Here is a 26,361-nt window from a genome sequence, read left to right as displayed (position 1 = left end):
TAGCGGTCATAAGTGGCCTGCCAGTATGGCTGAACACCAGAAACAGATTTTATAAATTAAATGGCAGACAATGATGACAGCTAAGTCAGCAAACTCTGCCCAGGATAACATAATCAATATGAGTCTTGATAACAGCAAGTATCCCCTTATGGCTTTGATAGAGCAGCCCGATCAGCTGCGAACTTTGCCGCAACACAAACTGACCGAGTTCAGTAATGAACTGCGTGATTACCTGTTAAACTCAGTCTCGCAAAGTAGTGGTCACCTTGCCTCAGGTCTGGGAACGGTAGAGCTTACTGTGGCGCTGCACTATGTCTACAATACTCCCGAAGACCGTTTAGTATGGGATGTTGGCCATCAGGCTTACCCGCATAAAATACTCACAGGTCGCCGTGACAAAATGCATACGATTCGTCAAAAAGACGGTCTGCACCCTTTCCCGTTCCGTGAAGAGAGCGAGTACGACACATTCAGTGTTGGCCACTCAAGTACTTCAATTTCAGCAGCACTGGCCATGGCCATTGCCGCAGAAAAAGAGCAGCAAGGGCGCAAAGTGGTTGCCGTGATTGGCGATGGTGCTATGACCGCGGGCATGGCCTTTGAAGCGATGAACCACGCCGGTGATGTAAAATCAGATATGCTCGTGATCCTCAACGACAATGAGATGTCTATTTCCGAAAATGTAGGCGCATTAAATAATCACTTCGCGCGCATTCTGTCAGGCAGTTTTTACACCAATATCCGCGAAGGCGGTAAAAAGCTACTCTCGGGCGTACCACCCGTCAAAGAGCTGGCCAGCAAGGTTGAAGAACACCTTAAGGGTATGGTGATACCGGGTACCTTTTTCGAGGAATTGGGCTTTAACTACATCGGCCCAATCGATGGTCATGATGTCAATATGCTGGTTGATACGCTGAGAAACATGCGTAACCTTAAAGGTCCTCAGCTGTTGCACGTAAAAACCCAAAAAGGGAAAGGTTATCAGCCTGCGGAAGCCGACCCGATTGGCTATCACGGTGTACCCAAATTCGACCCATCCATACACAGCTTACCTAAATCTAAGCCAAGCGCGCCAACGTTCTCGAAAGTCTTTGGCGACTGGCTGTGTGATATGGCAGAACAAGACGGCAAGTTGATGGCCATTACCCCGGCTATGCGTGAGGGTTCTGGTATGGTGCGCTTCTCAAAAGAGCATCCAAGCCAGTACTTTGACGTTGCAATTGCTGAGCAGCATGCCGTGACTTTAGGTGCCGGTTTTGCCTGTGAAGGCCTGAACCCGGTCGTGGCCATTTACTCCAGCTTTTTGCAACGGGGTTACGATCAGCTGATCCACGATGTCGCATTGCAAAACCTGCCGGTGCTGTTTGCCATTGACCGTGCTGGCATTGTTGGTGCCGATGGTGAGACACACCAGGGCGCTTACGATCTGAGCTTTATGCGTTGTATTCCCAATATGGTGATTATGGCCCCAAGTGACCTGAATGAATGCCGTCAGATGCTTTACACTGGCCACCGCCTGCAGCAACCTGCCGCAGTGCGTTACCCAAGAGGGTCTGCCGGTGAAGCAGAGATTGAGGCGCAGATGACCGAGCTGGAAATAGGCAAGGCAAACCAACTGCGCTCAGGTAAGAAGGTCGCCATTCTTAACTTTGGTACCTTATTACATAACGCAAAACCAGTCGCAGATGCGCTGGATGCAACTTTGGTTGATATGCGTTTTGTGAAACCACTAGACGGCGACATGGTTGAAAAGCTGGCAGCCGAGCATGACCTGCTAGTGACATTGGAAGATAACGCCATCGCAGGCGGTGCCGGTAGTGCCGTCAGTGAGCACTTAGCCGCTGCGCAGATCCTCAAGCCAGTTTTGCACCTTGGCATTCCCGATGAGTTCATCAAGCATGGTACTCAGGATGAGATGCACGCCGAAATGGGCCTGGATGCCGACGGGATCCAGAAACGAATCGAAGCGGTATTATAGCGCAGTCAGCTTTGCTATTAAAAAGCCACAGACCTTGCTGTGGCTTTTTTGTAATTGGTATTTACTTGTTTGATTTGCGTCATATCAAAACAACACCCTTTTAAGCTGGTAATCCGATGCTGACTAACAGACAATACGCCGGTGATTAAACGGAATTAGCTTGCACACAGCGTACAAGTCTTCACGGAACCAAGTCCACTCGAGTCCCCAATTGTCGAGTGAGCTATGCCCACCTGCGCGCCCTCCTCGAACATTTGGGAAAGTGGTTCTTTGCTGCCTGACCACATTATATCGGCAGCACAATAGGAGTCCCCTATGTCATTAGCAACACTCAAAAATGCCGCACAACTGGCACTCAATTGTATGGATTTAACCAGCCTGACCGGCGCAGAAAGCGACAAAGACATTATCCGGCTTTGCCAGCAGGCCAGCTCAGAGGCCGGCAACGTCGCAGCGATTTGTATTTTCCCTCAACATATCCCTCTGGCCAGACAACATCTGGCAGCGGGGGTAAGGATTGCCACTGTCACTAACTTCCCTCATGGCTCAGAGGATATCGCCCGTGCAGTTGAACAAACCCGTGCGGCAGTTGCGCTCGGTGCCGATGAAGTAGATGTGGTCTTTCCCTACACAGCTCTGATGGCAGGCAATCCAGATGTCGGTCATACACTTATTCAGCAATGCAAACAAGTTTGCGGCCCAAAAGCACAACTCAAAGTGATTATTGAATCTGGTGTATTGGCAACACCAAAATTAATTGAGCAGGCATCGTGTATCGCAATCAATGCAGGTGCAGACTTCATCAAAACCAGTACCGGCAAGGTCAGCGTCAATGCTACTTTAGACGCCGCACAGGTGATGCTCAATGCCATCAAAAGCAGTGGCAAAAATGTCGGCTTTAAAGCCGCTGGTGGCGTACGTACGGTTACCGATGCTCAGGCTTATCTGACCCTGGCCGGTCAAATAATGGGCCCGGAGTGGGTAAACAAGCAACACTTTAGGTTTGGTGCATCTGGCTTGCTCAGTGATGTACTGTCGACACTGACAGGTTTTGTCTGTGAAGCTAAGGGAGGATACTGAGGATGGACACTAACTCTCAAGGTACAGTACATATTAATGCGCCTGATGATGCATTCGCCGATACAGTATTGCTACCGGGCGATCCGCTACGCGCAAAGTTCATTGCGGAGCACTTTCTGGATGATGTAAAAATCGTCAATACGGTGCGCAATATGCTAGGTTATACCGGCTTTTTTCAGGGTCACAGACTTTCTGTAATGGGCACTGGTATGGGGATCCCCAGCTGCTCCATTTATGTCAAAGAGTTAATCACAGAATACAAAGTGAAAAACCTGATCCGTGTGGGTAGCTGTGGCGCGGTGTCTAAACACGTGCAGCTGCGCGATATTATTATTGCCATGGGTGCCTGTACCGACTCAAAGGTAAACCGAATGCGCTTTAAAGATCATGATTTTGCGGCTATCGCCAACTTCAGCCTGCTCAACGCCTGTGTCGACGCCGCGTCGGACATGGCGCTAAAAGTGCAGGTTGGCAATGTATTTTCATCCGACCTGTTTTATACTCCACAGCCAGATATGTTTGACCTGATGGATAACATGGGAATCCTGGGTGTAGAAATGGAAGCTGCCGGCTTATATGGCGTTGCCGCACAATATGGTGCCAGGGCATTGACCATTTTAACGGTTGCCGACCACATCACTCTCGACACGCACTTGAGTAGTGACGCCAGGCAGTCTTCCTTCGAAGAAATGATCCAGCTGGCCTTAATGACGACTAAAGCACTGTAACTTTGACGGGCTTATGCGTCAGCCGTGGCGCATAACCTCATCAGGCAAATCTAAGACCATTGCTTTAACTATATACACAGAACTTATGACCAAAACCCGACAGATCATTTATGCGGTTGTACTCAACCGGGGATTTTTATTGTTTCCACTGATCCTGATCAGCCTGCTGGTTGGCAGTATTACCGCAGAAGACATTCGCTACTTACTAGGCCACCTGGATAAGCATGGCTATCAGAAAGTCATAGACAACGAGTCGACCATCACCATTTTGCTAATTGGCTTTGGGGCCATCATGGATGGCCGGAAAATTTTTTCAAAACGTATGCTCGAAAGTAAAAACGATCCAACGCTTGAGCAACACAGTGCGCTGAATGCAACCTCTGAATACTATGGCTTTATGTTGATTGTGATAGGTATAGCCATCGAGATTGTTGATCAAATCACAAGGTATTTGCGCACCTTCAATATTGATATCATGGCGTTTGAAGCCATATTCAGCCTGGTGTTTAATGTGATTGCGCTCATTGTGATGCTCAAAGCAGCCTACAGAATTGCGGCCATTGACATAGAAGCACATCAGCTTTAAGCCTGTTCCCAGCGTGCCTCATACACCCCTTGTAATACAAAGTAATATACTTGCGGCATTCGAGCATGTAGGATAAAGATTGGTGTAAGTATCTAATATCAAAGCGCTAGGGATTGTTTTATGTCAACAGAAGCATTTACGGGCGAGCTCATGCCCTTTGTCGGTAATTTTGTCGTAAGAGAGTATCTGGCATGTGACGGCCAGCTAGTCAGCATAGGGCAATTTACGGCCCTTTACTCATTAATGAGTACCTTTTATGGTGGTGACGGCCGGGTCTCCTTTGCCATGCCAGATCTGCGCGGCCGCAGCCTTGTTGGCCACGGAAAGGCACCCGACTTAATGTATGACTATCAAATCGGTATGATCGGTGGCATTGAAGAAAAAACACTCACTGAATATCACTTACCGACACACAATCACACCGCATCGGCTCAGGTATCGACCCTCAATAGCGGGGCGACGTCATCCATGTCTGTTGCGAACAATAACGCAAACACACCAGCCCCCAATATCAGCGCTTTCCTAGGCAAACCACAGGATCAAAGCTTCTTTGTGCCAAGTGCATTTGAGGCTGTCCAACCGGTTAAGATAAAAGGAATGAATGTCGACGTTCAGTCTTCGGCCTGGGCCAACGTTGAGTTGCATGATACAGGTCAGAACGAGTCTGTTGATATCCGCAATCCGGTTCAGGCTGTAAACTGGCTCATTTGTGCAGACAACATCTATCCGCCACGTCCTTGATCAGAGCCAGGCTCATTTGTTCGCTGCTCGCATTCGATATTGCCTGCTTATGGTGTTGTCGGTGTGTGCTGTAATACAAAGTAATATACTTCTGAAAAGGGATGAGGTATGTTTGATTTTGACTATAACGATTTTAACAACAATGATTTAGGGAGAGCATGTTATGGCTGCCGACGCATTTATCGGTGAAATGATGCCGTTTACAGGTAACTTTGCAGTACGCCAATTCGCAGAGTGTGGTGGGCAACTCATTTCTATCTCACAATACTCAGCAACCTATGCCATCATGGGCACATTCTATGGTGGCGATGGCAGAAGTACCTTTGCGGTGCCAGATTTACGTGGCAGAAGCCCCGTCAGCAAAGGGCAAGCACCGGGCTTATCCCTCTACCCGTTAGGTAGCAAAGGCGGCAGCGAATCAGTCCAACTGACAACCGCACAGCTCCCTGCGCACTCTCATACGGCAACAGCCACTGTCGGCGTATCTAGTACGGCCACGGCTACCCTATCTGTGGCCTCCAACAATGCCAACAACCCTGCACCGACAACAGCTGCTTACCTTGGCAGACCACAAGATTCGAGCTTCTTTGTACCCAGTGCATTTGAAGCAGAGCAACTGGTCGAAATCCAGGGGCCTGACGTGCAGGTGCAATCGGTAGTCGACAACGCAACGGTCACGGTAAACAACACGGGTTTAGGCCAGGAAGTTAGCTTACTGAGCCCGTTTGCCACGGTTAACTGGCAAGTGTGTTTGAATGGACTGTTTCCATCCCGCGCATAATAGCTAATTAGACCACCGCGCATCGGGAGGCGACTCTCCTGATGCGAAATGTTACGGTTACAAAGCGACATCGTATTGCCTTGGCAGATAGCAGGTAGTGAACTCCTGTCAGCAACAGGTTGCACACTGAATTTAGCCTACTTACGCTTGCCATACGCCTTCAGGCAATGCCATTCATTGCATCCATCTGATGCACTTTTTATCGCTATTTTAATAACATCTAACTGTGAGGTAGAACCATGCTAGTTGAAGCATACCAGGGTGATATGATGCCGTATGGCGGTGACTTTACTGTAGAAGGTTACGCACCATGCGATGGTAGCCTTATGTCAGTCAACCAGAATCAGGCACTGTTTACTATATTAGGCACCAAATACGGTGGAGATGGGCGCAGCACATTTGCAACTCCGGATCTGCGTGGCAGAAGCCCGATACGATTTGGACAGGGGCCCGGGCTATTGGAATACAAGCTGGGGCAAAGAGGAGGCAGAGAGCAAGTCCAACTCTCTTATATGAACATGCCTAGTCACACACATGTTGCCGAAGCAGATAGCAAGCTTCACTTAGCAGAGAACTATGGCAACACTTTTGAACCTATTAAAGAGGACCCAAGTTATTTTGCGCCCTCAAATATCGATAGTGACGAACAGTTTTTTGTTCCTTCTGATTTTGAGAGTCCAGAACTTTTGACGGCCAGTAAAAGTGTCGAAACACAGATACAAGTTAAAAATGCAGGTGGAAGTCAACCATTTAGTGTTCTCAGCCCCTATTTAGCTATTGGCTGGCAGATCTGTATTCTGGGTGCCTACCCTAGGCGCGCTTAATCAATACTAACCGGGTGCAATGCACCCGGATTGACCTGTCACTCTTCTTACTCGCCCGTTCCAGTCACCTTCAACAAACTCATCGATTCGCAGACCCTCTCTGTTGCTTCACGCTCACACGACAATGACTCCAACCGCGCAACAAAAACCACACTAAAGGATGGCAAAAATAATTATAGCAGCCATTAATTCGTAATCCTGTACAATATTCATCATACATTAATCAGACTCTACTCTTACACAGGAAAAAATATGAAAAAACGAGTGTTACCTGCCATGCTCGCCACATTATGCTGGCACGCATCGGCAACTGAACTGGTACAGGATGGCCAGTTCGAGCAACAAACACTGGCTGAAGCACAGTTAAGCCACACCTCTGATGTCTGGACATTTTCCGATAGTCAGGCGGGGATCATTAACCTCTCCGCAGCTCATTATGCCGATCATCAGGCTGTAAATAACGTCGCCTTCATTGGCCAGGGTGCATCTCTGAGTCAGGCCTTGTCTGTTCCATTGAGTTTAACCAGCAACTACCGGATCCAGGCTAAATTAGGTGTGCGCGCCAGTGTTAACCCGGCCAACTTTAGAGTTGGCTTTCGCATTGCGGAGCACTTTATCGATGTAACTCCTGATCTCGCGTTAGTCGAAGGGGCATTTGTCCAGCTTGATGTAACATTTGAGCCGACCGAGGCGCATCGTGCGCTTGCTGAGTTAACTGATACGATGGCACTGGAAATACACAATACCAGCATTGATGCCAACACCATTGATATAGATGCCGTCTCCGTTATCAGCCTGGCTAAACCACTGGATGATGACGGCGATGGCATGACCAATGAGTGGGAAATTCGCTATGGGCTAAATCCGGCAGATACAAGTGATGCCAGTGCAGATGTAGATCAGGATAGTGCCAGTAACTTAGCTGAGTTTCTGGCTAATACTGACCCCACTGATCCCAACAGTTACCCGGCATTATTTGAGCCACTGGCGCAGGCCAACCTGGAAATACCAGGTGCCCTGAGATTAACGCCTAATGCCAGTGCACCGGTCCCTTGCAACCCAGAGCACACAGGCTCGATATACTACAGCAGTGTAGATAAGCAGATTTTTAGCTGTGATGGCGCACTCTGGCAAGAATTACAAGGTGAACAGGGGTTACAGGGGGAGCAAGGGCCTCAGGGACCACAAGGTGAACAAGGTTTGCAAGGGCCGCAAGGTGAGCGCGGACAACAAGGAGAACCTGGCATACAAGGGCCACAAGGTGAACAAGGCCTGCAAGGTCCCAAAGGGGAGCAGGGTCTGCCTGGCACCACACACTGGCGTGATGGTGCGACAACCGTATCAACCGCCGTTTCCGTCGGTGTAGGCACCCAGTCACCCAGTGCAGCGCTGGAAGTCATTGGTAATGCCATCGCCAACGATCCTATCGCGCCAAACCATCTGGTCACCAAACGGTATGTCGATAATGCCAGCCAGTCTCTGGAAGCCAAGTACGCCCGTTTACTCGACATGGTCAATGTCCTCAATCAGGAAGTGTACCCCAGTGATGGGATCAGCTGTGAAAGCATTGCCCTCAGTGACCCAACTGCAACATCCAACTTATATCTGATTGATGCGGACGGCCCAGGTGGCGCACCTGCAATCCAGTACTTCTGTCACTTTGAAGACTTGACACTCTCCCGCCCGGTTGTCACCGATGGTGATACCACTGGCGCCAACAATAACATTGCCCTGGTCTACACAAATTCACTCTCACCGGGTAATTACACCGCCAGTGGCACCGTTAACCAGTTCAGTCCGGCTGGTGCATTTGACGGCCACCTGTATTACACGGATCCAAATCCGAAAATTAACCCTCAGGCAGGTGAACTGCTGACGCACGGGATCTGGCTTGGCCCAACCAACAGTAACGAGTGGTTGCAAGTCTCCTTTGCCAGAAAAGCCGTGATCACCGGGTTCAGCACTCAGGTGTCGATGAAGCATGCGGAGTTTTCACCCCGGACGCCAAAAGAAGTCATTTTTCAGGTGTCGGACGATGGCGTGACCTTTACCGATCATGAAACCATTACCATGGAAAAAGGGGCCAGCCACGTTAAACTCTCGAAGGCTGCTTTAGGAAGCAGCTTCCGATTGCTGGTGCTGAGCACCCATGGCTCTGGCGACTATACTCAAATCGATGAAATGGAATATTACGGCTTCTTTGTTGATGAGTTTGCCAATAACAGTCCACAGGCACAGGGCAAAACTTGTCATGACATTCAACAAACCAATCCGACCAGCCAGTCTGGCTATTACACCATAGACCCGGACGGGGATGGCAGCGTTGCGCCGTTTGTGGCGTATTGTGATATGGAGACCCTTGGCGGTGGCTGGACGCTGTTTGCCAACCATGCCGATGGCGTTGAAAGAAAGCTGATCCGTGAGCCGGTCAGAGTCGACCAATATGGTGTGCTGGAATCCTCTAGATGGCAGGCACTGCGCGCTGCAATGACCGAAGGACTGATGTTTATCGATGAGCACAGCAAAGTATCGATGATCTCGGCCTATAATGTCACCAATCCAACTGGCGTAGGATGTCAGGGACTACTGGACGACACCGCTGCTGATCTGACAGCAACATTTGACAACACCCGTCATCTTGAAGGGCTGAATATTTTCAGGTCTGAGCCCACGGGGGTTGCTTGTAACTACGTTAATAGCGGAACCTTCACCATGGCGCAGCTCGCCGATAATACTGGATACTATCAATGGGATATTGCAGGCGCGTCGATTTTTAATGGCAACCCGGAACGACAATTTACCATCTGGCCGTATTCAACGCTGTATTCTCACCCTGAACAGGATGCGCTGAAGTACTACATTAAATAACACAACAGGTGCTGTGTAATAAACATATTATGCAGCACCTTGTTTCATTCCAGAGACATCCAATTTTGGGAGGCTGTACATGCACTACTTTTTGCAGGCTGTACTATTTCTCCTCAAAACTATAGAGAAAGTGAAGTCCACCTGATTTAAAATAGCTGCACAAACCTCCTTGTTTAGAGCTTGGGCAAGTTCTCGCTAGCATTGTACTCGTTTCCTCCGAATCAAATGTAACACTATAAGTAAAATAGTATTTTCGACTTTCAAAAACCATCAATAACAAACCAGAAGTACCATAACTATTGGTCTTGCCATTAATTATTCCCAATCTTTTTGCACTTGTAGTTATCTCAAGTAACTCAGGATCATTCTTTTTCATATCTTCAAAAATTAACTCTAAGTATTGAGGTGTAATGTGCTTACTAGGGTTTTTCTCTAGATATCTTAGCATTCTAAAGATAGCTTTATGCTCCTTTAAAACCTTATTAGACCAATACTCTACCCTTTCGTTAGCTAGAAGCTTCTTTTTCTCCACTTCATACTCAGTGTCTGCTAAAACACTGAAGCTTAAAACTATAAAAGTAAAAAAGCATATTTTATTTATTAACATCACTTATACTATCCCAAGACAAGGTTTTTTGATTATGTAGAAACCTATAGATAGTTCCTTCACTCGATTGAACGTACACAGGTATAGCGTTGTAGTTTTCAGTAGACACCCACCCGTAAATTCACAAGGCGACTGTCTAGTGGTCAACTAACGCCGATTTAGGCGTGTCCATCCACCATCCAAAGCCCAGACTGAATGTCTAAGATTTTGGGTGGGTGTCCATTTAACTTTTTACTTATCTCTTTAATTTAACTTGAACTCTTAAAACCCCAATCGATTACAAGCCTCAGTGACAGCTTCTTTTGTAGACTCAATAAAAATTTCCTTACTGGCATCACGAGAAGCAATCAAATCTCTTTCATAGAAATACGTTCTACCTGGTTTAAGATGACTCAAAGTAAGAGAAGTCGTTGGGAAGTCATCACTCATACCTCTAAATTTGAGATACATCTCGGTATTTGTATTAGTTTTCAGTAGACACCCACCCGTAAATTCACAAGGCGACTGTCTAGTGGTCAACTAACGCCGATTTAGGCGTGTCCATCCACCATCCAAAGCCCAGGGCAGGTTCAACTTGGAAGTGCACCAACTTTTTCATTATAGATTTCAAATGGAGTTTTGTAATCAAGGCACCTCCTGGGCCTTGAGTTTAAATTATGCTCTATTTCTTGAATCTGTTTGTTGGTTACAGTTGAGAAATCAGTACCTTTTGGCAGATACCTTCGAATTAGGCTATTTATCTGCTCAACAGCTCCTTTTTCCCAACTATGGTAGGGCTGGCAAAAGTAAGAATCACACTGCAATGTCCCGTTTACCTTTATGTGCTGAGCATTTTCAGACCCATTATCATAAGTAATCGATTGAACAAATCCTGCGGGGTGTGAACTTAGGCGTTTTATTATTGCATTGCTTGTTACTAATGCACTCTTGGAGCTTAGCTTGGTTATATGCACTAGCCGTGTTGCTCTTTCTATGATGACATTCAGTGCCGATTTCTTGTGCTTAGATACTACGGAATCGCTCTCCCAGTGGCCTAATTGGGAGCGCTCATTTATAAATGTGGGCCGTTCCAGGATGCTTGTTTTCATTGAGCATTTTTTGTTATATCGACGTGATGGATACTTTTTTCTGCGCTTTTTGTGTTTTCTAGCCAAGCACGCTATGAGTTCAGGAGGCGAACTGTAAACGAACTGATAGATTGATTCATGGCACACATAGGGAGCTTCATTAGTAAGCTTGAGACGTCCTGATATAATCTGAGGGGACCAGCCTTTCCTGAGCTTATCTAACACATACAGCCGTGTCTCAGAAGTCTTCAGCTTTTCACGTTGAGCACGCTTACTCATCCTGGCCTTGTACATATCATGAGCTGGATTTGGATAGTATGTTGGCACGTAATAGTCATAGATATTCCTTTTGAGCTCTCTACTAATAGTGGAATGAGAGCGATTTAGTAAACGTGCAATTTCACGTATCGTTTTATCCTGATAGTGAGACCAATTAAAAATAAGCTTCCGCTCTTGATGACTCAAATGACAGTATTTTTGACCCATTTTGCACCTCCAAAATAGCTAACTTGAACTATAGTGGTGCACTTCAATTTAGAACATAGCCAGACTGAATGTCTAAGATTTTGGGTGGGTGTCCATTTAACTTTTTACTTATCTCTTTAATTTAACTTGAACTCTTAAAACCCCAATCGATTACAAGCCTCAGTGACAGCTTCTTTTGTAGACTCAATAAAAATTTCCTTACTGGCATCACGAGAAGCAATCAAATCTCTTTCATAGAAATACGTTCTACCTGGTTTAAGATGACTCAAAGTAAGAGAAGTCGTTGGGAAGTCATCACTCATACCTCTAAATTTGAGATACATCTCGGTATTTGTATCATTAATATAAAAATATATGCATCTACCAAAAAACAAACTCTTCGGCTCACCGTGCCTGATCCATATTTGATAATGCTCGGAAGGAGCAACATAGGCTCGCTCAGATGCGATGATAAGTAGTACAACCTCTTTTTCTGGTGAAATAGGCCATACAACATTAGAAACACTGGGAGCTCTAGCGCAACTTACTATGAACATAGCTATAAACAGCACAGCTTTTTTCATTCCTATCACCACAACTCATCAAGCCAAGGATAATTGTACTCTGAGTGATCAGCAGTATTCCTGTCAACCCAATGAGCATTCGGAGTAAATATGTACCCAAAAAAGCCTAAATTTACAACATCATACAAGCCATTTTGAGCAACAACATTTGAATGGAGTTTTCAAAGACATCCAATTTTTCATTCAACAGCTTTCAAAGGCAGGTTCAACTTGGAAATACAAGACTATTGAACATCGCGATTTTTATAAACTCTGAGCTGTGAAGTTCGTAAGTTTAAACTCAAATTTCGAAAAATAATCGGCCTCAGGCAATACGAAATCACACCTAAACCTGCATTTAGATAAATCGTAATGATACTGAAAAAGGATAGGTGTTAGCCCAGTAGGCGCTCGCATTGCATCAGATTGGCACGTCGCTTTTTCTCCAAATGCTCACAGTAATCCGTCATTGCTTGTTTTCGCCCTACTGCACCATGGAACACTTTGGTAAATCGGGTGGTAAGTTTAAGCCAGTTGTCAGGCTCTATTTGCAACCTGGTCAGCAGCGGCTGGCTATCACTGATATATCCTCGTTTGTTTGCCCGCATACACCGACCTGTTAATTCAACCAGCTGAATATAGTAGGTCAGTTCAAACGGGAGGCCACCTGGCATGTTGGCTCTGGGGTTGCCTGCAAAGCGTCGCAAGCTTTTAGGTTGTTTGCCCTGCCGAGCGCACTCAATGCGTTTTTTGATACTGGTATAATCCGAAGTTTCCGGAGTCTCTGCCATTTGGGCCCTGACTGGATTCAGGTCAACATAGGCCATACATGCTGCCAGTGCCGCTTCATCCAGCAAGGCTTGTGACTTAAATCGCCCTTCCCAGAACCGACCTGTACAACCATCTTCTTTATTGGCTCTGCGGGCTATGTCTTCATTCAATACCCGCATAAACCAACTGATACTCGCAAGGCGTATTCTGAATTCACTAATATCCGCATCCAGCATACTGCGCTCTGACTCGCTCAGCTCATCATCATTAACGAATTTTTGCGTCAGCCAGTTACCTTTAAACAACTTATGCCAGCGAATCACTATCGCTTTATCTGATAACCTTTGTGCTTTCTTATCATCCACATACAACACAAGATGTGTGTGATTGCTCATCACCGCATAGCCACACACCTCAATACAAAACACTTTTGCCAGCATCAGTAGTTTTTCCTCTACCCAGTCTCGTCGATGTTCATATGACTTACCCGTTAATCGGTCTTCACCACACAAAAATGCGCGCCGCACACACCGGGAAATACAGTGATAATATTTGGTATCCGATAAACTGACCTGTCTCTTCCTTGCCATTGGCATAATCTAGCATCCTCAATCCATGAGTAATACCTAAAGGTAGACGGCGCACATTCCGTACGCCAGTTTCGGGTGGGTGCCCATGTAACTACATGTAACTAGACGGCGCACATCCTGTGCGCCAGTTTAGGGTGGGTGATTGAGATGGACGCTCCTAAATCGGCGTCAATGCGCCAAACTGATAGTGATTACACAGTTAACAGGAGCATCCATCATGAATCAAGTTAGCACATTATCCATAGACCTGGCTAAAAACGTTTTTCAGTTACTTGCTGTGGATAAGCACGGCAAGCCCTGTTTCTCACGCAGGGTTAACCGTCAGAAACTGAAAGAAACCATTCAGAATATGCCGCCTTGTGAAGTCGTTATGGAGGCCTGTGGCTGTGCCCACTACTGGGGAAGAATGTGTATCAAAGCAGGTCATAAAACACATTTGGTACCTGCGCAGCATGTCACCCCTTTTGTAAGAGGAAATAAAAACGATAAAAATGATTGCCTGGCCATTTATGAAGCCAGTCAGCGACCTTACATTCGCTTTGTGCCTGTGAAATCACAATCGCAGCAAGCCGTATTATTACTGCACCGGATGCGGGAAAGGTTGGTTAAGGCGCGTACCGCATGTCTGAACCAGACCCGGAGTTTTTTGCTTGAATTTGGCATTGAAACACCTAAAAGTTATCGCGCTTTTTACAATCACATTCAGACCTTACTCGACCAACAACTGCAACCGGTCATTTTGTTGCTTATACACGAAACTTGCGCCGAACTGAGAGCCTTTGAACGCCAGTTAAGACAACTCGATTCTCTGTTTCGAGATGCAAACCAACGCAGTCCGGCTGCTGAAATCATGCAATCCCTGCCAGGTGTTGGCCCTATCATCGCGTCTGCTTTTAGTGCCAGCATAGATAAAGGCCAAGCATTTAATAGTGCCAAAGAGTTCGGTGTCTGGCTAGGACTCACACCCAGACAATATGCTTCCGCCGATAAAAGCGTTCTGAGCCATATCACCAAGCGAGGGGACAGGTACCTGCGCAAGCAATTAATCCACGGTGCTCGTACTGTGGTCACACACGCACATAAAAAAGACGATGATTTAAATCGCTGGGTCAGCGCTTTGCGAGAGCGTGTTGGAGTCAATAAAACCATTGTGGCCACTGCCCACCGGCTGGCCAGGTTGATGTGGATATTACTACAGAAAAATGAACCATATCAGCCGCAATATACACAATCGGGGGCGACACAATGCATCAAGGATTAGGTTGTCAGGAGAGTTCGGAAAAGACAAGGGTCATTGAACCCGTGTGGGTGTTGTGAGCCACTGACAACCGCTTATCTGTTTGCCAAAGTACGATGAAAAAAAGGTCCAACCCTGCCTGCGCAAAACCCGACAAAGGCACGGTCGTTACAGGCCGAGTGGGTGTATTAATTTTAGGGTGTGCAGGCTCGGAACTCATTAGGGGCGTTGGATAACCAGTCAAGCCCGGATATATGTCAGAGCAACACATTTATAGCGGACTGGACCAAACATCAGGCGTGGCAACACGGGTAACATAACGAACGGGATAACGAAAACTCGCTACCCCGCAGGCCTACTCGGCTTGACATCGCTGGAGCGTCCATATATGTCTTTGAAACTCCTCTTAAAAAAGTGGGTTATTCAGAATCGACTATGTAACTAGTCACACATCTTTGAAACTTTTTCAAAACTAATGTGACCAAAAAATCGGTGACATACGACCAAAAACAGAAAAGCCCCAGCGGGTGCAGGGGCTTTAGATTGGGTGTCTTTTATATTTTCCAGTGATAATATTTGGTATCCGATAAGCTGACCTGTCTCTTCCTTGCCATTGGCATAATCTAGCATCCTCAATCCATGAGTAATACCTAAAGGTAGACGGCGTACAGCCTGTACGCCAGCTTGGGGTGGGTGTCCATGTAACTCCTGTGATTGCTCATCACCACATAACCACACACCTCAATACAAAATACTTTAACCAAAGCCAGCAGTTTTTCCTCGACCCAGTCTCGCCGTCATATGAGCGGCCTGTGAAGCGATCTTCGCCGCATAAAAATGCCCGACGAACACACCGGGAAATACAGTGATAATAATTGGTATCCGATAAGCTGACCTGTCTCTTCCTTGCCATTGGCATAATCTATCATCCTCAATCCATTGGGTATTACCTAAAGGTAGACGGCGTACATTCCGTACGCCAATTTCGGGTTGGTGCCCATGTAACTACATGTAACTAGACGGTTCATGTAACTAGACAGCGCACATCCTGTGCGCCAGTTTAGGGTGGGTGTCTTTGAAACTTTGAAACTATATTTCTATTTTTCATATAAGGCTCTAATTCTTCTATCCACTCCGAAGTTATTAATGCTGAATATAAGTACCCACCCCCATAAAACCGGCATTTCAAATGATTTATCAACTATCATTAACAGTGGTGATAGGCAAATAACTACATTGACGATTTCAACTCTCTTGAAACCCTCAACGCTGTGCCTCCACTCCTTAAACAACGGCAAAAAATAGCAGCCTAATAGAAAACCAAAGTAAAAAACTACGCCTATCATTTCTCCGATCATGAAAAGAAAGAACGAGAAACTAGATAAAACCATGTATATGAGCCAAACTGAGTATAAGTGCATAAATTACCTAACATTCATATGGTATTGAACAAGTGCTATATTTAGCTAAATCTGTCGCTTGAATAAGTGTACTTGTATAGCCAAGTACAGTCATTGGTACATTCAAAGCGGGAATCGCAGACCCAACACCATAGATCACAGCATCTGTATAGGGACCTGAGAACTCTTCTAAGTTATCTGATTCTCGATAACCAAAATACGCTGAAGCAGTACCGAAAGCAATGGACAGCGGAGGAATAGGCGATGTTATTACAGATGCAGTACCGAGAAATATCTTCGCCTCTCTATTTGTAGTTTCATTATAATCGGACATATTATCCTCGCCAGTTTGATTAGCTAAGTAATCACTTCCAAAGTTTTTAAAATATGTCTCCTTATCTACCCAGTAGTAATTCCCATCCGGCATTCGTTTAGGTATTGCCCCCTCAGTTTTAAAACCCATTGGATTGTTTCTTCCGCCTTTAATGTGGCTATTAGCATTAAACGCCTGAGCAAATGCAGCAGTCGTAGCACCATTTGAGAACTTGCCACCCGTGACTTTTGAAACAGTCCCGCCAACTATTGCCGCAATCGCAATCCTAGCAATGTCATACTCTGTCCCAGGAGTCGATATTAAGCCATTTATATTTAATCCTTTAGTTAACCCCGCACTCCAAAAACCATGACCAAATTTGCCGCCTCGTAATACGGATATTATCCCGCCGGTGACTGCATGCGTAGCAACATGGCCCACACCACCAGTTTTCCAGAAAGCGCCACCTGTGCCATCAAATGCGTCTCCTATCTGGTTGAATGCTTCTGCGGAAACAGCTGCAATTGCCCCTGCTTTGAATGCCTGTGATGAAGAGCCGCCCATCGCGCGAGTAAAGTTATAACTCCAGTAGGCAGAGCCAGCAGGGCCTGCAAACTTGTAGAAAACAATATTACCTACAATGTTGGTCAGAGTAGCTCCAAAAATCTTTGTAGAAGCTCTGATTACATTTCGTAACACCTTTTTAAATGGCTTCGTGAATGCGATCAAATACCCACTAGGATCCGTATATGACAAAGGATTATTCAGCACATAAGAATAAGCATTGTAGTTCTGCAAATTATTCGGCGCCTGAACAAACGGATCCGCTTGCATAAACCGGCCTGTGCTTGAATCATAGATCCGACCATTCATATGAATGATGCGGTTATCATTGCCTATCTTAACGGGTTCATGACCGGTATAACCGCGGAAGTTATCAGATACCATATCGAAGATACGCTGCGCCGTTGAAAAGTTCTGCGCATCAACCTGGTTTTGAGGTCCCTCATACTTTTGGGCACCAAATACATCATAGGAATAACGGGCCAGTAACTCGTAGTTACGATTTGCGATTGCAATAACCGAGCCCTGATGGTCGGTAAACATCCACTGTATGGCGCCATTGCCATTCATAAAGTACTTTTGTTGCGCATCGTTGCCGATATAGCGCTTAATAAATGGCGTATTGTCGCCACTTTCCTTGGAGCTTACGGTCAGCTCCAGCGCACCAACGTAATAGACGGTCTGATTTTCATCTACGCGCTTATAACGGCGATTATTCGCATCGTAATTAAAGCGTACAACTTTACCATCTACGGTGATGTTAGCCGCTTTATTTCGCGCTGTGTACTCAATGCTACGATAATCCGTACCGTCTATATACAGCTTGGTTTGATTACCATTTTTGTCATAGGCAAACCGTTCTGTCACCGTTCGGTCTGTGTCAGCCGATGCGGATTGTACGCCAATATCCGCGCTAAACAGTTGATCTCCCGGAGGAAGGATGGGATCAATAGGAGGCGGCAAAATAACCGGTGCAGAGCTACAGCTGTTGTCAATATCTCCGGTATTGTAAGAGCGACTAGTTATGGCGTGTCTGGGCGCTTCACCCTGGCCATAATCCTGTGTCCATTGTTTATCTATTTGGGTGCACTTACCGGTAGGAAGTGAACTGGTAGTCAAGTTCGCTTTATACCTTAAGTTGCCACTGGCATCGTATCTGAATAACTCCTTATTCTCGACATGTGTCACTCTGTTCAGCAAATCATATTTATAATTTTGCTCAGGTAACGCAATCTGAGCACGACTCAGTAAATTACCCAGACCATCAAAGCTGTAAGAATCAGCCTGAATATGGCTATAGTTTGTACTTGCAATGGTCTTCACCATGCCCGCATCGTCATACGACACCGCCATGATTGCGTTACCTTTCTTATACTGGGTAACTTGCCCACGAGCATTGAGTGACTGCACCTCATAGTATTGCTGAGCGTACTGCCCTTCTCGCGCTTCATGTTTCTGTGCAATCAGACCGTGCTGGTAAGTATTTTTCACCCCTCGGGCATCGATATATTCGCCGTTTTCCATCCTGCGATAATCATCAAACTGATAGCTGACCCTGCCAAATTCATCATAGGCTATTTGTTGGATCACACATTTGGAAGAAAGCGGATTAGAAAGGTCCGGACTCGGCGTGTCCGGATCATTGTAGCCTTGCTTAATCCGCAAATCATTCAGGCGCGTGTTGAATACAACCCCTTCAGTACATTGCTGTGTTTCCAGCGCCGTCAATGTTGCGGCTGCACGCCCAAAGGTATCGTAGTAGTAGTATTGTGCCCAGTTATCACCCTGAGTTGCAGACTGTAACTGGTGCACATTCTCAGCCAGGGTACCAAAGTGCCATTGACTCTCGCCTTCATACACAATGTCGGTCTGTTCAATGTGGGTTGAGTTAGCACTCGTGCTGCCCGGCTGCGTATGCCACTGACGAACTTTGCGTCCTAACAGATCATACTCAATATGCGTTGCAACGCCACGCGCATCGGTTTGCTTGATTAGCTCTCCAAACGCATTGTACTCATAGCTCCAATCGCCACGGTCGACATCTTTTGTGGTTTCCTTACGGCCCAGCAAGTCGTAGCTGTTGTCTATCAGAATCATATTGTCTGCGGACGAATCGACCGTCAGTTGGTTACCGCGACTGTCGTAGGTGTATTGCAGAACATTGCCTTTGGCATCAGTGACTGATTCAATCTGCCCCAGTGCATTCTTGGTGGTCGAGGTTGTTTGCTTACCAGTAGAGACACCGGCACCAGTCAGCTCAACCGTGCTAACCAGATCATTCTGAATGTAGGTTGTTGTCACCTTACTATTGTTATCTGTAGTAGACGTTACACGGTCAAAGACATCATAGTTGTACGTCACTTCAGAACTCCCCGGCGCCTGTTGCATCAGAGCACGGCCGTACTGATCATGCTCTACTTTCGCATTAAGCCAGGTCCCCAGAACAGTGATAGAGCTGGTTTTATAAACCCTCCCCACTCTGTCCATGAATTGTTTCTCAACCAATTCACCATTGACAACTTTATTGACCTGAGCAACACACTTGTCACTGTCCTGACAGGCAGTCAGATACTGATAGCTTTGCGCACCTGACGCACTATACGTACCAATTTTTGAACCAAATACATCGTATAGAGTGGTGATCTTTGTGCCGTTAACAGACAACACTTCAGTTGCCTGTCCGAAGACATTGCGCGCCTTAACTTCAGTGCCCTTTGCCCAAACTATATCATCTTCATCAGCTTCCGTATCGGCCTCTGACAGTTCCTCTTTACTGGCTTTTTGTCTTGAGTACCGTGCGTATCTGCCCTCTGAATCATAAATGGTTTCAGTGACCCGGGTTTGTTTTTCTTCGTCGACACACCCACTGTTTGAGGTGCTCTTTTGCAACAGATTACCCAAGGCATCATATTGATAGCTGGTTGTCAGTTCATACTCACACCCTTTGCCTTTTGCAATCGTCTCGCTTTCAAGCATATACGCATTAGCGTGGCTGGCACCATAATAAGTAAAGTCTGACGTCAGCGTATGATCCGCCTTATCAATGGCTGAATGCGTAACCGTTGATGAAACCAGACGACCACGCTTCTTATAGTTATCAGTTGCACCATAATTGTTGCTGGTCGTCACACTTGATAACGGGCTGGTCACGCTTAAGCTGTCAATCTTGTCCCAGGCTGAATCATTGTAATAATCAACAATCGGCGTGACGCGATTATCCGCTAGCTGTTGAGAAACGGTTTTGGTGACATTACCAAACTCGTCCTGCTCGGTTTCGGTGCTTGAACACTGACTTGAACCAATTGTCGAGCCAGCATTCATATTGATCCGGCTGGTACACTCTTTCGACAGCTGATTATAAACCTGATACGTTCGCCCTGAATTATGCTGGTTGGGCTTTAGGTAATAGTCGTTCACCGCACTACTGATCACCGTGCCATTGAACGCTTTAATGGTTCTGGCTGGCATACCTGTTAGCGGAAATGCCTGATGATAACGTGTAGTTGTACTAAACTGCTGACCGTCTTTGACATTGATAGTGGTCAGGGCTTTAAAGCCAAGCATGCCTCGGCCACCAAACTGTACTTGTGCTCCTTCATAACTGTATTCAACAGCGCTTATCAAAGTATCATCAGTATAACTTGGGCTATCTGTCTCAACCCGCGATACCAGCACCATAGGCCCACCGTTGATAGGCGTTACTTTCAAGCCCTGGGCTTTAAATGTGCTGTTATCTTTCTTATCCTCTGCAAAACGAGGTACTCCATGTGCTGATGAGGAAGGTTTATAGACAGTCTCATCAGACATTAGTGCATAATCTATTTGAGTCTTATTACGGTAACCTTGAGTGATACCTGACAAATACCCTTCATAAGGTGATTGATCCAGGTTGAATTTCACCAACACTTTGTCACCGGTTCTAAACATCAGATCAGGTACACCATCGCGATTGTAGTCGCTGAAAAACGCGGTATCCCCTTTGTCCAATTGCATATAAGGCGTCAAAAATGGCGTGTAACTTGGTGTTTTAACGAACTGTTCTTGTGCAACTTGCCACACAAATTGCACCCAACTAAGGGAACTTGACTGGCCATGTTCAACCGGAAAGTACAGCTCCGTTTGACCGTCTTTATTGACATCCATCACCATTGGCGCAATTTTATCGCTTATTAGACCCTCACGATGTGGAACCATTTTAGACCAGTCAAGGTGCATATCTTCGAATAAAATGCGCTCACTTGACTGATTCAGCACAATACGCCAATCCTTTACAGCATCATTGTAATTCGCTGTTTTAAGATAGATAAAATCAATCAGGCCGTCCCCATTCACATCAGCAGGCGTGAGGAGTTCAATATTTTTTGCCGGATACTTGGTAATCGAGTTCGAATCAAAGTACTTCAGATACCCGCTACTGGTCAGGCCCTGGTTAATATTGACATAAACATAGCTCGCTTTGTCATCACCACAATTATTGTCGGGGCACCTAAGCGACACAATATCCGCCAATCCATCGAAGTTTACGTCCATTGCATACCAAGGCGTATTCTTCTGGGTCATCTGCGAGTAGTCACCCGGTCTATTTGAATTGGCAACGCGAGGCTCTAAGAATTCGTTTGTCACAGGGTCGTAAAACGCGACAAAAATTTCATTTTTATCATTGAACTTAGCATGCCACTTACTATCACCAGGCAAACGCGCTTCTTTTTGCTGGAATACCAGGTCAGCATAACCATCGCCATTAAAATCAGCAAACCTGCTGCTTTTGATAAATGGCCCATAGCTGTCAGACAGAGGTAAAGGCGACCAGGCAATCGACCCCATATCTAAATATGCACGCTTCCAGTAGTAACGATTAATTTTATGGTCACCATTGTGCTTATCTTGCAGGCTGATCCACAACGACTGCTTGCCATCACCGTTGGCATCAACCGCCTGCATATCCACCGTGTCTGAATTGTCGTAACGGGATAGCTCACTACAAGCAACTTGACTTGCAGGTTCAAAGGTGTTGCCTTCCCAGAGACATAGCTCGTAACGCTTATCTCCGATTTTTTCCAGAGTAGCTACTTCTGCAGTACCATCGCCCTGAGAGTCGATCAGCGTCATGGCTGCTAGTTTGTTATCCCCAGATGGCGCGAAGACCTCGGTGTACGACTTGTACTTTATGTCACTGGCAAACGGTTTGTAGTCAAATTCTACCGGGAGTTTACATATCTGGTTACGACACTGCTTGATACTCCTCAGTGTACGCAGGCCATTATTCTCAGTATTAAATGCAAGTGAATAGTCACTTAACTCAAAGCCGTTGTGATTAGTTACTCTGATCCCCTCCAGATGTGCGGCCTGGGTCAGCTTGGCACCGTCAATGTAGCTTGTGCGGTAACTATCTGTTGCAGAGTAAGTAAACTGCACAGTATTGCCGCTATACTCAATCGTACTCAGTACTTTCTCGTTGCTACCAAGCTTCTGTCCATCTGACGCTTCCTTTGCATAGGTGTAATTGATGGAAGTTTCATCGTTTTGCAGGTTATCTGTTACCTTTTGGATCATCCAGGTCAGTACATGCTCTTGTTCTTCGCTATCAACAATACGTACTTCACTGTTTTCAGTACCTCCGTAGTACTTGTAAGAACCGTCTTTGCCCATGACGACAAACATATCTAACCCGGTCTCTGGGTTGTTGGTCAAAATAATCGTCTGGTGACTCTCAATCTCAGTTTCATAGGTAGCGATCGTCGAAAGGCCGTCAATAGATTCATCCACATCCAGCTTGATCAGGCGCTGACCGTCTAAACAAAAGCGATCGTCATCACTCAGGGTTAACCCTTTGAACTGACCATCCTGAGCCAAAGTTTGGCGACAGCGTGCGACACTGGATGAGGCATTTAAACTCCAGCCCAGTGCTATGCTTGTACGGGGCGTTTGAGAGTTGTAATCAAGACTGACTGACGGTTTAACGCCCGTAATACCGGCTGGTAACTCTATCGGTACATTGTAGGCCGCCGACCCTGACTCAGTTACACGGAAGCTACCCATAGTTGGGGTGAAGCGGGCGTGCGTTGACAGCACATCCATTGACGGCGCATTATTCTGCGCCTGTACAAATGGCAATGAAATACTGGTTGGTGCAGTCTGAGTGCTGTCATTGATCAACACTCGCTCCTCATTGGAGAAGTTATTACTACAGTGCAATACTCTTGGATTTCCTTCCAGGGCAACACGGACACAGGCTTTAACCTTAAAGCGATATTCGCCATTGTCATAGGCATTTACCCAAGAGGTACTATCACCTGTTACTGGCCCTTCTGTCGCACTTTGTGCTGGAATAACCTCGGCCCGGTAGTAATCCTGATTGTGCTGTGACACATAGAGCTCATATTCCTCAACAAGCGAATCCGAGGACATGGTCAGTTCAACCGTACCACCTCCGTTGTTGTTCAGGGTAAGCGACGGTGCACTAATCCCATCAGCCGCATCAACCGGGTTAGTCCCTAGCTCGATTTCAACCTGATCGCTTAACCCATCTTTGTCTGAGTCATAGTCATAGTGGCAGTCATTCACCACCCGACAATAGTCATAGAAGTAGTCGAGTAAATTGAATGTGGCATTGTCATACTGGCTCCTGGCGGCGCCTGCTTCCAGCAATGCAATAAACACTTCAGCACGGGTAACACCTGATCTGAGCTGGGCAACCCAGTATGCCTGATCGCCTCCTCCCAAAATTTCGTCGCCAGTCAGTGTTCCCAGGAAATACTGGAACAGAGTGTTGATAAACACGACATCATCGGCATTCGCCAAGTCAGGATTGGCGTTTATTAAAGCACTGATAATTTCATTAAACGAATATCCGTTGTCATACAGATATGCCAGCAGGCTTAATTGATCTTTGCTCGGTGCGCGCTGCAGCAGCACCAGCATGGCTTTGGTCAGTGCGACTAGCTGGGTATGTTCCTGATTGGGCTGCCAGCGGCTACTTTCCCATTGTGCAATCTGCTCTTTGAAGGCGTCATGTAAAACACCTAAATCTCGCCATTTAATCGCATTGGCAGAAATCATGGTTCTGTCGATTACATGCAGTTCACCGTCTGCCGTTTTAACATAGATCTGTCCTGATGCAGCAACATCTACCTGATGATTAATGCCGGCTGGAAATTGGTACTGCCACTGTACCTGACCTGTTTGCTTATCCAGTGAGTACAGGTTGCTGTCCATGGAACCAACATAAAGATTGCCATCCTGGTCTAGCTGCGCAGGGGCAATAATTGGCCCTTTGGAGGTAAACAGCCAATCCTGAACTGTTCTCAAGGATTCACTACTTTGCTTTGGCCTGTGACGCAATTTGTAGAACTGATGATTTTCTGAACCAAAATAAATGTGATCATCATCTGCCACACTTTCAACTAAGGGCCGTGCGATCACCTTGGCAGGAATATCATCACGCCCACTGTTATTTGTTTCTGGTGCAAATACCCATAACTTTATAAACTCCTTGTTAAAAGCACTGTAGCCCGCCAGACCGGTGTCCACACCAACATAGAGGTATCCGTTATCACTCATAGCCATCTGACCATCAAGCAGATCAGGCTGGCCACTGCTACCTGTGGAATCCACCATCAGCGAGCTTTGCATCAACTTGCCGTCGTTCCATATCCCATTGGTCGCAGTGACGTGCAAGCCACCCTTTAAGAACGCTTCCTCGACTTTTTTATCGATCTTGACTGTGATGGTGTTGTCATCAATAACACGATAACTATAGGCTGAAAAGACTTCACCCGTTGCACGGTTACGAGCCTTTATTCGACTCTCGTCCCCCCCTAAAAACAACCCTGTTACAGTGAAATCACATTGCGTTTCGGAGCACGCAGATACGGTTGCAGATTGCAGTATCGGTGGCATATGAGCAATGGTGATCTGTTGACCCGCTGTACAGCCATCCATGTTGTTGCACGCGATCAGTTCGTGGGTAAACTGACCTTGATTTAAGTGTACCACCGTATACTGTTTTGACGTTATCTTAGCAGATAGCTGATTCGGCACACTGTGTTTGTCGCTCGGTAACCCGCGCCAGCTATTCAGCAGGTAGTAGTCGGTGACACCATCCGCATTATCAAGCCAGCTTAGTGTGTAGCGGCCATCAACTTGCCGCTTGTGATCATTAAATCGCGGTGGTACCGGATCTGGAATTCGGTGAACAATTGTACGTACCTCAGTCACCTCATCACCGTACACCCTATTTGGGTTGTTGGGATAAAAGTTGACCGGTGTTACGGTAAATGTCAGTTGTTTGCCATGTAATGCAGGGGTTGTTAAAAAGGTATAGCTTAAATCAATGTTACCACTGACATTCAGGGTTTCCTCGTCCTCAGGGGCTTCCTTATTATCAAGGTACACTTTAACAATCAGCTGTTTAGTTGCCTCAAAGCCCTTCATAATGAGCTGTTCGCCCCCTTCAACTCTCTCTGAGCTGAGTGTCAGCCCTGTGGGCTTTGTAGGTATCTCATGCTCAACAGCAATATTGCCCAGCTTTTTGGTAACTGACTCACCGGTGTTATCTGTCAGAGTCAGCTGAATTTCTTGTTCACCAACTGTATTTGCTTGCCAGGAAAGCGTGACTTCCTGTGCCTCGCTAGCAATAGTTGCCTGCGGCAGTGTAATTTGCAATGCAGGACTCACCGTAACAGATTGAGTTACGTTATTACTGGTCAGGCTAAGGCCGGTTAATTTATTTGAGTCAGGTGAAAAAGCGGCTACCTTCACTTTAGCCGTAACGGTTTCACCAACGCGGACCGGATTTGAACTGGCACTGGGCGCCTTAGCTACCGCAAAAGAAAAACGGTCTTTAAATACAAGTAAATGATTGGTAGGCGTGCTTAGCCCTACGTCGTGGGCGTCTTTAGCATGGACAGACACATACCATTCAGTTGAGTTGGTCAGAACATGCCCGCCGGCATTATAATAAGAGAAGTTCGTTTTACACTCAGCACTACCCGGTTTATTTGAAAAATCGCATTGCTTTAACAGTTTTGCACAGCTCGTGACCGATGGCTCACTCTGGCCTTTTGAATTTAAGCAGATTTTCACCTGCTTCACACCGCTGACATCCCTTGCGGTTGCCGTAACCTCAATGGTTTCATCTTTAGTCACTGAATCTGGCAAAGCATTCAAACTGACCTCGGGTGCATAATTAAAGCTCAC

The 26,361-nt window shown here is 46.3% G+C and carries 14 protein-coding genes and 1 pseudogene; 9 read left to right on the top strand and 6 right to left on the bottom strand.

Annotated features, from left to right (window positions below):
* The first annotated feature begins 118 nt into the window (after positions 1–118).
* The 8 genes from dxs (at position 119) to ELR70_RS08900 (ending at position 9,586) form a co-directional block, all read left to right on the top strand.
* Positions 119–1,978 carry a 1-deoxy-D-xylulose-5-phosphate synthase gene (gene dxs / locus ELR70_RS08935; protein WP_054017292.1) on the top strand — a complete coding sequence of 620 codons (1,860 nt, stop codon included), beginning with the start codon at positions 119–121 and terminating at the stop codon, positions 1,976–1,978.
* A 315-nt stretch (positions 1,979–2,293) separates the two neighbouring features.
* Complete coding sequence (gene deoC / locus ELR70_RS08930; RefSeq protein WP_054017281.1) at positions 2,294–3,058, top strand: deoxyribose-phosphate aldolase; 765 nt, start codon at positions 2,294–2,296, stop codon at positions 3,056–3,058.
* A 2-nt stretch (positions 3,059–3,060) separates the two neighbouring features.
* Positions 3,061–3,786: a purine-nucleoside phosphorylase gene (gene deoD, locus ELR70_RS08925; RefSeq protein ID WP_054017282.1), complete on the top strand. Its 726-nt coding sequence runs from the start codon at positions 3,061–3,063 to the stop codon at positions 3,784–3,786.
* An 85-nt stretch (positions 3,787–3,871) separates the two neighbouring features.
* Positions 3,872–4,372, top strand: coding sequence for a hypothetical protein (locus tag ELR70_RS08920; RefSeq protein WP_128064551.1), 501 nt, complete (start codon positions 3,872–3,874; stop codon positions 4,370–4,372).
* Between the two features lie 120 nt (positions 4,373–4,492).
* The gene (locus tag ELR70_RS08915) at positions 4,493–5,113 is read left to right on the top strand and encodes a tail fiber protein (protein ID WP_054017284.1); all 621 of its coding nucleotides are present in this window, start codon (positions 4,493–4,495) and stop codon (positions 5,111–5,113) included.
* 163 nt (positions 5,114–5,276) lie between these two features.
* Positions 5,277–5,894: a tail fiber protein gene (locus ELR70_RS08910; protein WP_054017285.1), complete on the top strand. Its 618-nt coding sequence runs from the start codon at positions 5,277–5,279 to the stop codon at positions 5,892–5,894.
* Between the two features lie 239 nt (positions 5,895–6,133).
* A complete protein-coding gene (locus ELR70_RS08905) occupies positions 6,134–6,718 on the top strand; it encodes a tail fiber protein (protein WP_054017286.1) in 585 nt (194 codons plus the stop codon).
* Positions 6,719–6,970: 252 nt separating this feature from the next.
* The gene (locus ELR70_RS08900) at positions 6,971–9,586 is read left to right on the top strand and encodes a fibrinogen-like YCDxxxxGGGW domain-containing protein (RefSeq protein WP_054017287.1); all 2,616 of its coding nucleotides are present in this window, start codon (positions 6,971–6,973) and stop codon (positions 9,584–9,586) included.
* Between the two features lie 103 nt (positions 9,587–9,689).
* On the opposite strand, the gene ELR70_RS08895 is transcribed toward ELR70_RS08900, so the two are convergent.
* From ELR70_RS08895 to ELR70_RS08880, 4 genes are all read right to left on the bottom strand, one after another.
* Positions 9,690–10,196, bottom strand: coding sequence for a hypothetical protein (locus tag ELR70_RS08895; protein WP_128064550.1), 507 nt, complete (start codon positions 10,194–10,196; stop codon positions 9,690–9,692).
* A 566-nt stretch (positions 10,197–10,762) separates the two neighbouring features.
* Positions 10,763–11,746 carry an IS30 family transposase gene (locus ELR70_RS08890; RefSeq protein WP_128064549.1) on the bottom strand — a complete coding sequence of 328 codons (984 nt, stop codon included), beginning with the start codon at positions 11,744–11,746 and terminating at the stop codon, positions 10,763–10,765.
* Between the two features lie 134 nt (positions 11,747–11,880).
* Complete coding sequence (locus ELR70_RS08885; RefSeq protein WP_054017289.1) at positions 11,881–12,309, bottom strand: hypothetical protein; 429 nt, start codon at positions 12,307–12,309, stop codon at positions 11,881–11,883.
* A gap of 374 nt (positions 12,310–12,683) precedes the next feature.
* Positions 12,684–13,655 (bottom strand): transposase, encoded by a 972-nt coding sequence (locus tag ELR70_RS08880; protein ID WP_128064548.1) that lies wholly within the window; start codon positions 13,653–13,655, stop codon positions 12,684–12,686.
* Positions 13,656–13,866: 211 nt separating this feature from the next.
* Between ELR70_RS08880 and ELR70_RS08875 the strand changes: the two genes are divergently transcribed.
* Complete coding sequence (locus tag ELR70_RS08875; protein ID WP_054014629.1) at positions 13,867–14,910, top strand: IS110 family transposase; 1,044 nt, start codon at positions 13,867–13,869, stop codon at positions 14,908–14,910.
* Positions 14,911–15,596: 686 nt separating this feature from the next.
* On the opposite strand, the pseudogene ELR70_RS08870 reads toward ELR70_RS08875, so the two are convergent.
* Both ELR70_RS08870 and ELR70_RS08865 read right to left on the bottom strand, forming a co-directional pair.
* Positions 15,597–15,805 (bottom strand): annotated as a pseudogene (locus ELR70_RS08870) (transposase); the annotation flags it as partial.
* A gap of 509 nt (positions 15,806–16,314) precedes the next feature.
* Positions 16,315–26,361, bottom strand: coding sequence for a SpvB/TcaC N-terminal domain-containing protein (locus ELR70_RS08865; RefSeq protein ID WP_128064547.1), 10,047 nt, complete (start codon positions 26,359–26,361; stop codon positions 16,315–16,317).

Origin of the sequence: Pseudoalteromonas sp. R3, assembly GCF_004014715.1 — a bacterium.
Lineage (GTDB): Bacteria > Pseudomonadota > Gammaproteobacteria > Enterobacterales > Alteromonadaceae > Pseudoalteromonas.
This window is presented reverse-complemented; position numbering and strand designations above follow the sequence as displayed.